General features: G+C 65.6%; 15 protein-coding genes. All 15 read right to left on the reverse strand.

Going from position 1 to position 13,516, the window contains the following annotated elements; all coding sequences use genetic code 11:
- Window positions 1-18: 18 nt before the first annotated feature.
- The gene (locus DT343_RS08150) at window positions 19-552 is read right to left on the reverse strand and encodes a DUF1003 domain-containing protein (protein ID WP_112862410.1); all 534 of its coding nucleotides are present in this window, start codon (window positions 550-552) and stop codon (window positions 19-21) included.
- A gap of 29 nt (window positions 553-581) precedes the next feature.
- Window positions 582-1,526 carry a DMT family transporter gene (locus DT343_RS08155; RefSeq protein WP_112862411.1) on the reverse strand — a complete coding sequence of 315 codons (945 nt, stop codon included), beginning with the start codon at window positions 1,524-1,526 and terminating at the stop codon, window positions 582-584.
- A 63-nt stretch (window positions 1,527-1,589) separates the two neighbouring features.
- Window positions 1,590-2,060 (reverse strand): DUF2269 family protein, encoded by a 471-nt coding sequence (locus tag DT343_RS08160; RefSeq protein ID WP_112862412.1) that lies wholly within the window; start codon window positions 2,058-2,060, stop codon window positions 1,590-1,592.
- Window positions 2,057-3,358, reverse strand: coding sequence for an SDR family oxidoreductase (locus tag DT343_RS08165; protein ID WP_112862413.1), 1,302 nt, complete (start codon window positions 3,356-3,358; stop codon window positions 2,057-2,059). The genes DT343_RS08160 and DT343_RS08165 overlap by 4 nt, the downstream gene beginning before the upstream one ends.
- On the reverse strand, window positions 3,355-3,810 hold the full coding sequence (locus DT343_RS08170) for a thiol-disulfide oxidoreductase DCC family protein (RefSeq protein WP_112862414.1): 456 nt from the start codon (window positions 3,808-3,810) through the stop codon (window positions 3,355-3,357). The genes DT343_RS08165 and DT343_RS08170 overlap by 4 nt, the downstream gene beginning before the upstream one ends.
- A gap of 10 nt (window positions 3,811-3,820) precedes the next feature.
- The gene (ssb, locus tag DT343_RS08175) at window positions 3,821-4,318 is read right to left on the reverse strand and encodes a single-stranded DNA-binding protein (RefSeq protein WP_017504124.1); all 498 of its coding nucleotides are present in this window, start codon (window positions 4,316-4,318) and stop codon (window positions 3,821-3,823) included.
- Window positions 4,319-4,484: 166 nt separating this feature from the next.
- Window positions 4,485-4,910 (reverse strand): hypothetical protein, encoded by a 426-nt coding sequence (locus tag DT343_RS08180; RefSeq protein ID WP_112862415.1) that lies wholly within the window; start codon window positions 4,908-4,910, stop codon window positions 4,485-4,487.
- Window positions 4,910-5,581: a hypothetical protein gene (locus DT343_RS08185; protein WP_112862416.1), complete on the reverse strand. Its 672-nt coding sequence runs from the start codon at window positions 5,579-5,581 to the stop codon at window positions 4,910-4,912. Before DT343_RS08185 ends, DT343_RS08180 begins: the two co-directional genes overlap by 1 nt.
- Window positions 5,582-5,662: 81 nt before the next feature.
- Window positions 5,663-8,362 carry a transcriptional regulator gene (locus DT343_RS08190; protein ID WP_112862417.1) on the reverse strand — a complete coding sequence of 900 codons (2,700 nt, stop codon included), beginning with the start codon at window positions 8,360-8,362 and terminating at the stop codon, window positions 5,663-5,665.
- A gap of 61 nt (window positions 8,363-8,423) precedes the next feature.
- Window positions 8,424-9,341, reverse strand: coding sequence for a flagellin (locus tag DT343_RS08195; protein ID WP_112862609.1), 918 nt, complete (start codon window positions 9,339-9,341; stop codon window positions 8,424-8,426).
- A 137-nt stretch (window positions 9,342-9,478) separates the two neighbouring features.
- Complete coding sequence (locus DT343_RS08200; RefSeq protein WP_220116517.1) at window positions 9,479-9,751, reverse strand: flagellar protein FlaG; 273 nt, start codon at window positions 9,749-9,751, stop codon at window positions 9,479-9,481.
- Window positions 9,752-9,837: 86 nt separating this feature from the next.
- A complete protein-coding gene (locus DT343_RS08205; protein ID WP_112862419.1) occupies window positions 9,838-10,575 on the reverse strand; it encodes a flagellin in 738 nt (245 codons plus the stop codon).
- Window positions 10,576-10,686: 111 nt separating this feature from the next.
- Window positions 10,687-11,505: a flagellin gene (locus DT343_RS08210; RefSeq protein ID WP_112862420.1), complete on the reverse strand. Its 819-nt coding sequence runs from the start codon at window positions 11,503-11,505 to the stop codon at window positions 10,687-10,689.
- A 112-nt stretch (window positions 11,506-11,617) separates the two neighbouring features.
- Complete coding sequence (locus tag DT343_RS08215; protein ID WP_112862421.1) at window positions 11,618-12,361, reverse strand: flagellin; 744 nt, start codon at window positions 12,359-12,361, stop codon at window positions 11,618-11,620.
- A 273-nt stretch (window positions 12,362-12,634) separates the two neighbouring features.
- Window positions 12,635-13,450: a flagellin gene (locus DT343_RS08220; protein ID WP_112862422.1), complete on the reverse strand. Its 816-nt coding sequence runs from the start codon at window positions 13,448-13,450 to the stop codon at window positions 12,635-12,637.
- Window positions 13,451-13,516 lie beyond the last annotated feature (66 nt).

Here is a 13,516-nt window from a genome sequence, read left to right on the forward strand (position 1 = left end):
TGGCCCGCCGGACAGCGTTCAGCGGGTCTCTTTTTGTGCGAGCAGACGGCGCATCAGTTCGGTCTGCTCCTCCTGCCGGGCGGTCAGGTGTTCGACCTTCTCCAGCAGGGCCATGATCTCGATCTCGGCTTTCAGATTGACCTGGTAGTCATTGCCCGCATCCAGCCGATCCTTTGACGCCTGGCGGTTCTGGCTCATCATGATGACCGGCGCCTGGATCGCCGCCAGCATCGACAGGACCAGGTTCAGGAAGATGAAGGGATAGGGGTCGAAGGCTTCCTTGCGCAGCAGCAGGTTCAGCCCGGTCCAGATCGCCAGGAAGACGCCAAACGCGATGATGAACGGCCAAGAACCGCCGAAGGCCGCAACCCGATCGGCCAGCCGCTCTCCAAAGGTTTGGCGGTCGTCGAAGGTCTCGTTGATGTCTTCGGAAACAGGGCGACGATCGGCGGTGCTCTGAACGACGACGGCTTCGTTCGCCGCAAGATCGTGCTTCGCCTTGCCCAGCCAGCGGCGGGAGACGTGGTCGGCGTCGAGGGGGGCGTGGTGCATGGCGGGCTCCTGAAACGATCAGGAACAGATCAAGCCTTGGCGGCGCCCGCGCGCAAGCCCCGTTCGGCCAGGGCCACAAGGGCCACCCCGCCCATGGTGATGGCCGATCCCGTCAAAATCTGCGGCGTCAGGATGTCGCCCATGAAGCTCCAGCCGATGAACATCGACACCACCGGCGTGACCAGCAGATAGGGCGTCACCCGCCCCGCCTCGCGCCGCTGGACCAACCAAAACAGCAGGGTCGTCGCCAGCACGGACGACACGACGCCCGCCCACAGCAACGAGGCCCAGACCATGGGCGTGGCGCGCTTCACCGCCTCCCACTGGCCATGCTCGAACACCGCCGAACCGAAGGCCATGACGGGAAAGGCGCCCAGCGCCAGCAGACCCTGCATCTTCAGTGGCGGGATGGAGGTGGTGCGACGCGCGACCACCGTGGTCACGCCCCAGGCGGCGCCGGCTGCGATGGCGACCAGAATGGCCTTCCAGTCCTGCAGCGCATGGGCGTCCAGCGTCATCCAGGCCACGCCGACGAAGGCCACGCCCATACCGACCAAGGCCGCCTTGGACAGCCGCTCGCCCAGGATCAGGAAGGCGAACAGGGTGGTGAAGGGAATCCACAATTGGTTGGCCACCGTCACCGGGCTGACGTCCGTCGCCAGCCAGTAGGCCGTGTAGGCCAGGCCGTACTGGATCGGCCCGCCGATGATCACGATCAGCATCAGGCTCTTCCAGTCTGGGAACGGCGGCCGCACGAAGGCGATCAGACAGGCGGTGGCGATGCCGAACCGGATGGCGCCGACCAGCAGCGGCGACAACTCCTGCGTCGCCAGCTTGGCCCCGGCGTTGTTGACGCCCCACACCACGATGATCGCCACGATGGCGGCGATCTCCAACCCTGTCAGGGCGTGAGGCCTCTTGGGCAGGGGCGCGGGCGCAGGCGCAGGCGCAATTTCGGAACGGACGTCGGTCATGACCGCCCTATGGCACGGCGCGGCTGCCGCGTCGGCTCACTTTGGATGACCTCAGGTTTCCGCTCAGAAGTTCGGCTTGGCGACCATCAGCCAATAGATGGCCAGGACGCCGGCGAAGGCGGGCCAGCCCAGGGCGAACCACCAACGGAACAGCCGATGATAGGCGGACGGCAGGGCGGCGCCCTCCCCTGCCGCTTGTTCGGCCAACTTCATCATCCGGTACTGGATCCACACGACCGGCAACCAGCAGACGCCGATCAGGACATAAAGCCCATAGGCGGCCAGCAGCCACGGACTGGTCAGGGACCAGCCCTGCAGATGGATCAGGCCCAGGCCGCTGATTGGCTGGATCACCACGGCGGTCGCGGTGAAGACGAAATCAGCCAGAACGACGATGCGGCCGACCTCGGCGACGGTCCTGGCGTCCTTGGTCGCGTGAGCGCGCAGCATGAAGAAGGCGATGCCGGCGCCTGTGCCGAACAGCACCGCGCCCGACAGGATGTGAACGATCTTGAGCAGCACATAAGCGGTCATCGACGCGCGTCCGTCGCCGCCACGAACAGGCAAAGGGCCATCATCGGCAGGACCTTGAGCCATGGTCCCAGCGGATCGATCCAGAAGTGCGGCAGGCTGAGCGTCGCGGCCGTCAGATAGCCGACCGTGGCCAAGCACATGAAGATCGCCACCCGCGCCGTCCACGGCCGCACGAACAGCATCAGCCCCAGCACCACGTCCAGCAGCGCGCCCCACCAGGCGATGGGGCCGGCCATGCGGCCGTAACCGCCCTCATGCAGGATGGCGACGGCGCGGTCCCAACCCGGGCCGAAGCTGATCAGGCCGGTGATCAACCAGAACAGGCCCAGGGTCACGATTGAGATCGGCCGCACGAACCAGAGCCGCGCGTGCCAGACGTCCTGAACCGAGGCTGGGGTCTCGGCGAGGAAGCGTGTGAATCCGCGCGACGGCACGCCAAGCGCCTGCGCCCAGCCGCTGTCGCGGCCAGACACGTCGTGGTCCATCTGTTTGATCGCCGTCGTGCGGATCGGCGAGGACCATCCCAACCGACCCAGCATATCTCCGATCGCGAGGGCGGGCGCGGCCAGCACACGCGGAACGCGGATCACCGGCGCCGGGCTCAACCCCATCCAATCGCGATAAAGACGCATCGTCTCGACCATGGTCACCGGCTCCGGCCCCGGCATATCAAGCGTTAGACGCGACGGCGCGGCGGGCTTCAGCGCTGCGACGACGGCGGCGGACAGGTCGCCCAGCGGGATCGGGCGGAAAATCTGGTCGCCGCCCACGACCGGGCTGAACAACGGAAACGCCGCCAGCGCCCGGATCAGGCCTGTGCCCCCGAAGGCCGCGCGATCGACCACCAGCGACGGCCGAAGGATCAGCCAATCCAGGCCGCTGGCCTCGATCATTCGCTCGGTCTCGGCCTTCGTGCGGGCGTAGTCGGTGCCGGCCCCGTCGTCCGCGCCCACGGCGGAGATATGCACCAGCCGCCGCACGCCCGCCGCCTCGCACGCGGCGATCAAGGCGCGGGGACCATCGACATGGGCGGCGCGCGTGCTGTCGCCCGCCCCATTCTGAAGCACGCCGACGCAGTTCACCACCGCCTCCACGCCGACCAGCAGCGGCGCCCAGGCCCGGGGTGTCGTCAGCTTGGCGAAGTCGGCGACGACCCAGTCGAACGTCGGCGCGCGACGGACGGGTTCGGCGATACGGCGCGCCCCGGCGCAAACGGACCAGCCGGCCGACGACAGAGCCGCCGCCACATGCGAGCCGATGAAGCCGTTGGCCCCCAGCACCAGCACGCGTCCACTCATCCCAGCACCCGGTCCGTCAGATCGACGCTTTTCGGCGGCATGGCGCACCAGGCCGCGCCGGGAAACCGGCGGCGGCGACGCGCGATGAAGTCATAGAGGGTGTCGCGCACGATCCGCGGCACGATCCGCCCGACGACGGCCAGCCGATAGGGCGGCGGCAGCAGGGCGGCGATGTCCAGAACGCCGTCGGACCGCACGCGCGCAACGCCGTCCTGGATCAACAGCATCGTATAGGGATCGTCGGGATCCACGCCGTAGTGGACGAGGAGCGCCCGACCCAGAGGCGACTGCGTCGGCGCGAGCCGGATATTCCCTGCCCTGTCATGCTTCAGTATCTTGCGCGCCGAGCCGGAGCAGAGCGCGCAGTCGCCATCGAACAGAACCAGGGGCCGGTCGTCCGGAAAGGCCGGAACGGCGGGATCCTCACGATAGCTGTAAGGCCCCCGCCACAACGGCCTGACCTCAGAACGGGATGTCGTCGTTCAGGTCGTAGCTTTCCTTGGGGCCGCTCGGTTTGTTGGCGCCGCCGGTTGAGAAGCCCGAGGAATAGTCGTCATCGCCGCGACCACCGCCGCCGCCGTAACCGCCGCCCGACGAGCCGCCTTCCGAACGGCCGCCCAGCATGGTCAGTTCACCCTTGAAGCGGCTGACCACGATCTCGGTCGAATATTTCTCGACGCCCTGCTGGTCGGTCCATTTGCGGGTCTGGAGCGCGCCCTCGATGTAGACGGTCGAGCCCTTCTTCACATAGTTCTCGACCACCTTGACGATGTTGTCGTTGAAGATGACGACCCGGTGCCACTCGGTCTTTTCCTTGCGCTCGCCCGAGGACTTGTCGCGCCAGGTCTCGGACGTGGCGATGGACAGATTGGCGATGCGGTCGCCGTTCGGCATGGAGCGGATTTCCGGATCGCGGCCCAGATTGCCGACCAGAATGACCTTGTTGACGCTGCCCGCCATGGAAACTTCCTTCTCGTGTGAGGCGGCAACGACTTCGTCCGCCCCGTCAATTCAGTCCGATGTCTGACCGGAGCAGCCCGTCACCGCCAGCCGCTTTCGACATCCAACCCGCCAAAACGGTGGATCATTAATAAAATGCTCCACCTTTGCTCTTTCCGCGCAAGCCCTACTTGGCGGCAGGGTCCGCGGCGATCGCGATGGGACGGCCCGCCTCATCGCGCTGGATGGCCCCAGGGATGGCCAAACGGCCGTCGCCGGTGCGGGCCATGGCGAAGAAGCGGCTGCCGTTCAGGCTCTTGCCGATCTTGACCCCCTCGCGGTCCACGAAGATGAAGCGGCCCTGATAGGCGCCGGCGATTTCCTGGTTCGACCCACCCATGCGCAGGAAGCGAAGACGCATCTCCTCCAGCCGCGCGGCGCATTGTTCGAGCTGGGGCTGGTCGTCGGCGATCTTTTGCAGACGCGGCGGCGCATTGTCCGGCGTCGCCACGAAGTAGCAGGCGCCTTGGGCGAACTCATATTTGGGTTCATTGGAGCAGCCGCTCAGCAAAGCGGTTCCGGCGACGACGGCGGCGAGAATGGCAAGACGCATCAATTCATCCCAGGAAACTGGCAGTTGCGATCCTGCTCGGCCAGGGTTCTGAAACGGGCGTTGTCGCCCGACTGTTCCACCCGACGCGGCACCAGGCGCAGGGTCATGTCCCCCCAACGGCCGTATTGGGCATCGCCCGGCCCGACGCAGGTTCCCGCATAAAGCGCCTGAACGCAGGCGTTCAGGCTCATGTTCGGCGACAGGGTGCGCCAGTCAGAGCCAGTGTGGCGCAGGCAGGGGCTGCCGCTGACCACGGGCGTTGGACGGGGCGCGGGCGTCTGTTCCACAGCCGCCGGCGGCGAGGTCTCGGCCATTTCAACCGCGGGCAGCTGGGGCGGCGGCGCGAAGGCCGCAGTCGGCGCGGCGGCCAGGGCGCCGGTCGCGTCCAGACCCACATCCAGGGCGTCCGTCGCCAGACCGTTGCGCTGGGCGCAGACCGCCAGCGTCGCCATGCCGACGAACTGACCATCGACGAAGCAGCGCAACTCGCGCGTCGGCTCCAGCGTGGGCGCCTCGGCCAGATTGACCACGAGACCGCCCTTGGACGCCGGCGGCGCCTCCGGCGTCTTGTCGCCGCCCCCCGTGAAGATCAGGGCCAGCACGACGGCGATGACGATCGCCACGCCGGCGCCGACCAACAGGATGACGCGGTTGTCTTTCGGAAGGGCCATGAACGGGCTTTCGCGGATGAGGAGGCCAATAACCCCGACCCGGCCTCAGGCGTCAACCGCCTTGACCGGTCCCGATCGCGATCAGGCCATAAGGCGGCTGAGCGCGGCCTGATAGTTGGCCAGCTGGGTCTGCTGATAGGCGGTCGACGAGCCGGAGCCGGTCTGGGTGTTGGTGATGGCGCCTGTCGACGGCGCCAGGGCGCGATAGGACGAGCGCACCGCCGTCATGGCCTGGGCCAGCGAATCGATCGCCGCCTTGATCGAGGCCGGATCGTTCAAGCTGAGAGTGTTCGGCAGGTTCAGCCCGAAGGTCTTCATCGCATCCTTGTCCGGCTTAACCGGACCGACGAAGCCGGGCGTCAGACCCAGCGCGCCCAGGGCGTCCTTGCCGATCGCGCCGGCGGAGATGATGGCCCCCTCCCTGTTGGCGGCTGTCTTGATCTCCAGCCGCTGGACGACAGGTTTGGTCTTCAGGTCGGTGATGACTTTGGCTTCCAGCTGACGGCCGGATGCGGCGTTGATCTTTTTGGCCAGGCTTTCCAGCGTGTCCTTGGCGTCGATCGTCACCGTCACGGCGCGGCCGCCGCTTGCAGGCGACATCGAGAACTGATCCCCGACCCGCGCCGACGTCGCGACAGTCAGCAGCTTGGAGTCGGCCTGCATGATCTGGCCTTGCGGCAGACCGAGGCGATCGAGCACGCTGGCGCCGTTTGCCGCGATGCTCAAACTGGTCGGCTTGGCCTGGTCGCCATCCGCTCGCCAGGTCCGATTGGATTGGACAGCTCCGGTCGTAAGGTCGATCTGGGCCAGGTAGCCTGACGTGGGGTCTTCCTTGCCGGCGCCTTCCGCCCGGTTCGTGCCGGTGATCCAGACCTTGCCGTCCTTGATGGCGACGTCGGCGGCGGTGTCCGCGCCCGCCCCGCCGAAATAGGTCAGTTGGTCGCTTCCTGCGGCCTGCAGATCGGCCGACAAGGTGGCGATGAAGACGTCGCTGCCGCCGGCGTGGGCATTGGTCACCGTGCCGATGTCGAGGGCGGCGTTTTCGGTGTGGCCTGTCACGACGACCTTGCCGTTCTCCACCGCGATGCCCGCGATAGCGCCGTTGGCGTAACCCAGGTCGCGCGTCGAGGCCAGGCTCGGCACGCCGTCCGCGTCCAGGGTGAAGCGGCGAACGACCGCCTTCCCGTTTTCGACGCCAGCCGTGTAGAGGTCGTTTCCCGACACCGTCATGGCCTGAACGGAGTCGTCGCCGTCCGTGCCGAACTGCGCCGTCGAGATGTTCACGCCGACATCGGGGCCATTGATCTTGATCGGCTGCTCGCGAAACGCCTGGAGATAGGAATCCCAGCCGCCCAAGGCCGCATTGCCCGGCATTCCCGACTTGGACCGACCGGCGACATAGACCACCCCGTCGGTGCCGAAGCGCACCTCGGTCGCCTCGTCCGCCGCCTTGGCGCCACGCCGCTGGGTCCACAACTCCTGGCCCGAGTTGTCGAACACCGAAACGAAACTGTCGGCCACGGCCGCGCTGTCGCCGCTCTTGCCGGGTTCCAGCGCCCCAGTCACCGATCCGGCAAGGGCGACCCGCCCGTCGCCGTCGATGGCGATGGAAAAGCCGTTGGCGCTAGACGCCGCGCCCAGCAGCTTTGTCTGCATCAGATTGCCGGCGGAATCGTATTTCATCAGGGCGACATCGCGCGCGCCCTTGATCGGCTGATTGGCGTCGCCCGCCGTCAGTTCGGCGACGAGCCAGACCGACCCATCCGGCGCCACAGCGCTGGCTTTCACCGCGGCGACCCCGTCCGGCAGATCGGCGTGCCCCACCCTGCCCTCGACCCAGAACGGATCGTCCACCCCTTGCTGGGCCGCCGGCGCCGCGCCGCCGTCGGCCTGGAACTTCAGCAGTTGGCCCGCGCCGGTCTTGCCAACCCCTTGGGTCACATAGACGGCGTCCGAGGTGTCTACGGCCTGGAAACTGAGGGCCTCGCCCGTCCCGCCGTTGACCTGCAGCGCCCATTTGTCCGGCCCGGCCGGCAGGGTGATCGTCTTGGTTCCGCTCTTGAACGTCTTGGGCTCGGCCGGAATGCGCTGGGACGCGATGCGCGTGGCGACGCCTGCGGCCTCCAGCTTGCCGTTCATGTAATCGACCACATTGACCATCGACCGATCGGACGTCCCCATTTCGGCCAGGTTTAGGTCGACCGTTTGTGTGCCCGTTGCGGCCTTGACCGTCATGGAGAACTTCACGTCCCCCTCGAACGCCTTGACCGAGGCGGTCGGATCGCCGTCGTGCAAGGGCGAGGATACGAAACTGGTCGGCGCCCGCTCGAGCGCATAGGTGCTCTTGACCGAAGTCTTCGCCACGCCTTGCACCAGCCGGACGTCTTCGAAGCTGGCGGTCTTGAGGTAGGCCGACATCTCCGCCAGGCCGTCGCCGAAGCGCTTCGCCAAAAGGGTCGCCTCGGACGAAGCAATCCCCTTTACACCCGCCCGATCGGCCAGGGCGCCGAGCGTAGTCAGCCCCTGATACAGGGCGAACATCTTGCGATAGTCGGTTGAGGCGCCTGCCAGATCCAGGCTGACATTGCTCTCGTCGATCAGCCGACGCCCGCCCAGGGCGGCCCGCACCAGATCGCTGGCCTTCGCCGGCGTCGTGGTCGAGGACCAGGGGGCCGTCGGCTGGGTCTTCTTGGCCTTGACCGTCGCACCCGTGCCGAAGCCCGACGACGACGTGTCCGTCGTCACCCCGTAAAGACCCAGCAGATAGCTGTTGTTGATCATTCAGACGGCTCCGACCCTATCCTGCGGCAGGCGTCGATAAGGAACCGTTAAGCTGTAGGGATCAGCCCTTGAACAGCGACAGGATGATCTGCGGCGCCTGGTTGGCGATCGACAAGGCCTGGACGCCAAGTTGCTGCTGAACCTGCAAGGCCTGAAGACGCGCGCTTTCCTTGGCCAGATCCGCATCCACCAGATTGCCGATGCCGGCCTCCAGCGAGTCGGAAAGCTTTCCGACATAGGTCGTGTGTCGTTCGATCTGCTTGGCCTGGGCGCCCAACTCTGACAGGCGAGAACTGGCGACGGCGATGGCGTCGTTGACGCGTCGCAGAGCGAACTGCGCCTTTTCCTGGGTCAGCAGATCCGGCGCGGCGTTAAGCAGCGTCTCGTCCTCCGGCGTGCCGGCGTTGTTCGTCCACGCGTCGATCGCTGCGGTCGATTTGTCCGAGTCGTATGAGTTGGCGGCAAGGCCCAGGCCCGCCAGAGACATATTCTGGCGCTTGACCGCGATGGTCTCCTTGCCATCCGCGCTCGCCAGGAATGTCAGGTCGGTCGTCGCGGCCCCGTCCAGGATGTTGGCGCCGTCGAAGATCGCGTTGTCCGCGAACGACTGGATCGAGCCCAGAAGCGCCTGAAACTCCTGGTTATAGGACGCCCGCGAGGCGGCGCTTTGGCTGGGATCCGCCGCAGACGTCGCCTTTTGCTTCAGCTCCAGCAGGATGTCCGAAATCTGCTCGCCGGCAGCCAGCGACACGTCGGCGATCGAGGTCGCGCGTTTGAGGCTGGTGGTCACCGCCTCCAACGACCCTTGATCCGCACGCTGGCCCTGGGCCACCGCCCAGACGGCGGCGTTGTCCTTGGCGCCCTGAACCTTCAGGCCAGTATTCACGCGGCTCTGGGTCGACGCCAACTGGTCGTTGGTGCGATTCAGATTCTGCAGGGCGATCATCGCCGAGGTGTTGGTGTGAATGCTGGTGGTCATGGCTTCAAGCCCCGGACGTTCTGTGACCTGCACGATTAACCATGAGTCGTAAGCACATGGTTAATGGCGATGAAACCATGATTGCGCCGTCCGGCAAGCCGGCGGCGTCGGGCATTTCTATTTCAGCGTCCGATGGTTCAGACGGCTGTGTCGATCAATCTCCCCCCGCGATAGGTCGGGTCGCGGCTGAGCTTCTCAACCTCTTCACGTGGAAGCTGGCGGATCACCTCGCCCGTCACGCGGTCCAGGACCTTGTAGACAAACTGATGGTCGCCCACGGCTTCGATGGTGAGGCGGTAGCGGCTGGCGTCTTCGTTGTCGTTCTTCGCCACGGGGTGGTGACGAACGGAGACGGGAGTTTCGGGGATTGGCGGAGGTAAGCCTACTGTTCTTTCGACATTCTGCGTCATGGCTCCATGCGCGGCGATCGCTCGCGCCCCTCAAGAGTGTCAAACGATCGGCCGGAACGGTCGTGAAACCGTTCCGGCCGCGCGTCTTAGCGGAACAGGCCCAGCAGGATCGAGCTGCCCTGGTTGGCGATCGACAGCGCCTGCACGCCCAGCTGTTGCTTGGTCTGCAGGGCGGTCAGCTTGGCGCTTTCCTTGGCCAGGTCGGCGTCCACCAGATTGCCCACGCCGGCTTCAAGAGCGTCCTGAAGCTTGTTGACGAAGGTGATCTGACGGCCCAGCGACTTGGACTGGGTGCCCAGGGTCGACAAGGCGCTGGTCGTTGCGGTGATGGCCGCATCGACATTGGCGGTCGTGGCGTTGGCGGCCGTGATACTGCCGGTGTTCACCGCGGTGATGGCCGCGTTGGATCCCAACGTGGTCAGGCTGTTGACGCCGTCGAACGATGCGCCAGAGATCGCCGAGGCGATTTCCGTACCCAGGGCGTTGTACTCAGCCAGGTAGGACGTCTGGGCCGCGCCGGTGGAACCGGCGATGCTGACAGCCAAACCCTTCATTTCTTCCAGCGCGCTCGTGATCGTGTCGCCGGCGGCCAAGGCCACGTCGGTGATCGATTGAGTGCGCTGCAAGCCGGCGCGGACGGCGTCTTGCGAAGCGGCGGCGGCGCGCTGGGACGTGGCGATAGAGAAAATCGCCCCGCTATCCTTGGCCGACGACACCTTCATGCCGGTGTTGATGCGGTTCTGGGTCCGCTCCAACTCGCTGTTGGTCTTGTTCAGGCTCTGCAGAGCGACTGCGGCGCCGTAGTTCGTATTGATGCTGGGCATTTCTAGCCCTCCTTTTCACTTCGTGAGAGCCCCGGCGTTTTGCCGGGGTGAGCGTTTTGCTCGGGGTTCAAGGCCACGACCCCGCCGCCGAAACGGCGAGGTCTCCGGGCCTTAGCGGAAGAGGCTCAGCAGGATCGAGCTGCCTTGGTTGGCGATCGACAGCGCCTGCACGCCCAGCTGTTGCTTGGTTTGCAGAGCGGTCAGTCGGGCGCTTTCCTTGGCCAGGTCGGCGTCCACCAGATTGCCAACGCCAGCTTCAAGAGAGTCCTGAAGCTTGTTGACGAAGCTGACGGTGCGGCCCAGCGACTTGGACTGGGTGCCCAAGGTCGACAGGGCCGTAGTGACGGCCGTCATGACCAGGTCGACGTTCGCCGAGGTGAAGTCGGCGACCGTCGGCGACGCAGCCGTGAACTTGGCCAGGTCGGTGTTGGCGCTGAGATCGGTGGCGATGCCGATGGTCTTGGTGTCGGTCGCGCCGGTGCCGATACGGACGTTGACCGCCGTACCGCCCGTGGACGCCGTCTTCAGCAGGTTGACCCCGTCGAAGCTGGCGCCGTCCAGCGCGCTCTTGATTTCCTGACCCAGGGCCGCGAACTCGTTCTCATAGGACGTCTTCGCCGCGCCGGTGGAACCGGCGATGCTGACGGCCAGGCCCTTCATCTCTTCCAGAGCGGACGTGATCGTATCGCCGGCGGCCAGGGCCACGTCGACGATGGATTGACCGCGCTGGATGGAGCCGCGAACCGAGTCCTGAGCGCTGGCGTTCGCCCGCTGGGACGTGGCGATGGCGAAGATCGCCCCGCTGTCCTTCGCCGACGACACCTTCATGCCGGTGTTGATGCGGTTTTGGGTCCGCTCCAACTCGCTGTTGGTCTTGTTCAGGCTCTGCAGCGCGACTGCAGCCCCGTAGTTTGTGTTTACACTCGCCATTTTGGCGTTCCTTTTCACTTCGTGACAGCCGACGCCGTTTTGGCGACGGGAGCGTTTTGCTCAGGGTTTCAAGACCATGACCCCGCCTCCGAGGCGACGAGGTCTCCGGGCCTTAGCGGAAGAGGCTCAGCAGGATCGAGCTGCCCTGGTTGGCGATCGACAGCGCCTGCACGCCCAGCTGTTGCTTGGTCTGCAGGGCGGTCAGCTTGGCGCTTTCCTTGGCCAGATCGGCGTCCACCAGATTGCCCACGCCGGCTTCAAGAGCGTCCTGAAGCTTGTTGACGAAGGTAATCTGACGGCCCAGCGACTTGGACTGGGTGCCCAGGGTCGACAGGGCGCCGGTTACGGTAGCGATGGCGGTGTCGACTTTGGCGGTGGTGGCGTCGGCTCGCGCCTTGCCGCCGCCGCTGACATCCGTAACGCCGGCCACGCCCAGAGGCGTGGTCAGGCTGTTGACGCCGTCGAAGGACGCGCCGGCGATCGCCGACGTGATTTCCAGGCCCAGCGCATTGTATTCGGCTAGGTAGGAGGTTTCAGCCGCCGAACCCGCCGTCGTTCCGGCGATGCTGACAGCCAGGCCCTTCATTTCTTCCAGTGCGCTCGTGATCGTGTCGCCGGCGGCCAAGGCCACGTCGGTGATCGACTGGGTGCGCTGCAAGCCGGCGCGGACGGCGTCTTGCGAAGAGGCGTTCGCCCTTTGGGCCGTGGCGATGGAGAAGATCGCGCCGCTGTCCTTGGCCGACGACACCTTCATGCCGGTGTTGATGCGGTTCTGGGTCCGCTCCAACTCGCTGTTGGTCTTGTTCAGGCTCTGCAGAGCGACTGCGGCGCCGTAGTTCGTATTGATGCTGGGCATTTCTAGCCCTCCTTTTCACTTCGTGAGTTCCGGCGCCTTTTTGGCGACGGGAGCTTTTTGCTCGGTTGGTGTGAAGCAATTGCCGGGCCAAAACGGCCGAGCGGATAACGTGATAAGTTATTGATTTATATGATTTACTATTGATTTACCCTCTTCAATGCTCGGCAAAGTCTGCCCACCCGTTGGCGTGGCTAGGCATATCTTGCCGGGCGGCGTGAAAACGAGATCGAACGCGTGATCACCGGATCACCCGGGGCCTTCGCTCGCGGTCGCTTAGTTGCGGAACAGGCTCAGCAGCGTCTGGCTGCTCTGGTTGGCGATCGACAGCGCCTGCACGCCCAGCTGTTGCTTGGTTTGCAGGGCGGTCAGCTTGGCGCTTTCCTTGGCCAGGTCGGCATCCACCAGATTGCCGATGCCCGCTTCGGTCGCATCCTGAAGCTTGTTCAGGAAGGTCACCTGGCGGCTGACCGACTTGGATTGAGTGCCGAGCGTCGACAGGGCGTCCGTCACCTTGGCGATGGCGGCGTCGACCGCAGCGGTCGTCGCCGCGCCGGCGGCGATGGACTGGTTGGTGATGGTGGTGATGGCGGTGTCGCCAGCCATGCCGCCCGCGACCGTGAAGCCGACGGCCGTGGTGCCGCCGCTGACATCCTTGATCACATTGGTTGCTGCGGCGTTGGTCCAGAGGTTCACGCCGTCGAACGATGCGCCGGCCAGGGCGGAGGTGATTTCGGCGCCCAAGGCGCGGAATTCGGTCAGGTAGGAGGTCTGGGTCGCGCCGGTCGAACCGGCGATGCTGACGGCCAGACCTTTCATTTCTTCCAGAGCCGCCGTCACCGTATCGCCGGCCGCGAGCGACACATCGACGATCGATTGGCCGCGTTGCAGCGAGGCGCGCACGGAATCCATGGCGCCCATGTTGGCGCGTTGTCCGGTGGCGATGGCGTAGATGGCGCCGCTATCCTTGGCGCTGCCGACTTTCAGGCCGGTCGAGACACGGTTTTGCGTGCGCTCCAACATGGCGTTGGTCGCATTGAGGTTTTGCAGGGCGACAGCTGCGCCGTAGTTCGTATTGATGCTCGTAGCCATTTTGGCTGTCCTGTTCACTTCGTGTGATGTCCGACGCCATTTTAGCGTCAGGAGCGTTTTGCTCGG

This window comes from Brevundimonas vesicularis, assembly GCF_900445985.1.
GTDB classification, from domain to species: domain Bacteria; phylum Pseudomonadota; class Alphaproteobacteria; order Caulobacterales; family Caulobacteraceae; genus Brevundimonas; species Brevundimonas vesicularis_D.

Coding starts and splice junctions, on each gene's coding strand:
- DT343_RS08210 (WP_112862420.1), bottom strand. CDS start 11,505: ATGGCGAGTGTAAACACAAACTACGGGGCTGCAGTCGCGCTGCAGAGC.
- DT343_RS08160 (WP_112862412.1), bottom strand. CDS start 2,060: ATGACCGCTTATGTGCTGCTCAAGATCGTTCACATCCTGTCGGGCGCG.
- ssb (WP_017504124.1), bottom strand. CDS start 4,318: ATGGCGGGCAGCGTCAACAAGGTCATTCTGGTCGGCAATCTGGGCCGC.
- DT343_RS08190 (WP_112862417.1), bottom strand. CDS start 8,362: ATGATCAACAACAGCTATCTGCTGGGTCTTTACGGGGTGACGACGGAC.
- DT343_RS08195 (WP_112862609.1), bottom strand. CDS start 9,341: ATGACCACCAGCATTCACACCAACACCTCGGCGATGATCGCCCTGCAG.
- DT343_RS08185 (WP_112862416.1), bottom strand. CDS start 5,581: ATGGCCCTTCCGAAAGACAACCGCGTCATCCTGTTGGTCGGCGCCGGC.
- DT343_RS08150 (WP_112862410.1), bottom strand. CDS start 552: ATGCACCACGCCCCCCTCGACGCCGACCACGTCTCCCGCCGCTGGCTG.
- DT343_RS08205 (WP_112862419.1), bottom strand. CDS start 10,575: ATGCCCAGCATCAATACGAACTACGGCGCCGCAGTCGCTCTGCAGAGC.
- DT343_RS08180 (WP_112862415.1), bottom strand. CDS start 4,910: ATGCGTCTTGCCATTCTCGCCGCCGTCGTCGCCGGAACCGCTTTGCTG.
- DT343_RS08220 (WP_112862422.1), bottom strand. CDS start 13,450: ATGGCTACGAGCATCAATACGAACTACGGCGCAGCTGTCGCCCTGCAA.
- DT343_RS08165 (WP_112862413.1), bottom strand. CDS start 3,358: ATGAGTGGACGCGTGCTGGTGCTGGGGGCCAACGGCTTCATCGGCTCG.
- DT343_RS08200 (WP_220116517.1), bottom strand. CDS start 9,751: ATGACGCAGAATGTCGAAAGAACAGTAGGCTTACCTCCGCCAATCCCC.
- DT343_RS08215 (WP_112862421.1), bottom strand. CDS start 12,361: ATGCCCAGCATCAATACGAACTACGGCGCCGCAGTCGCTCTGCAGAGC.
- DT343_RS08155 (WP_112862411.1), bottom strand. CDS start 1,526: ATGACCGACGTCCGTTCCGAAATTGCGCCTGCGCCTGCGCCCGCGCCC.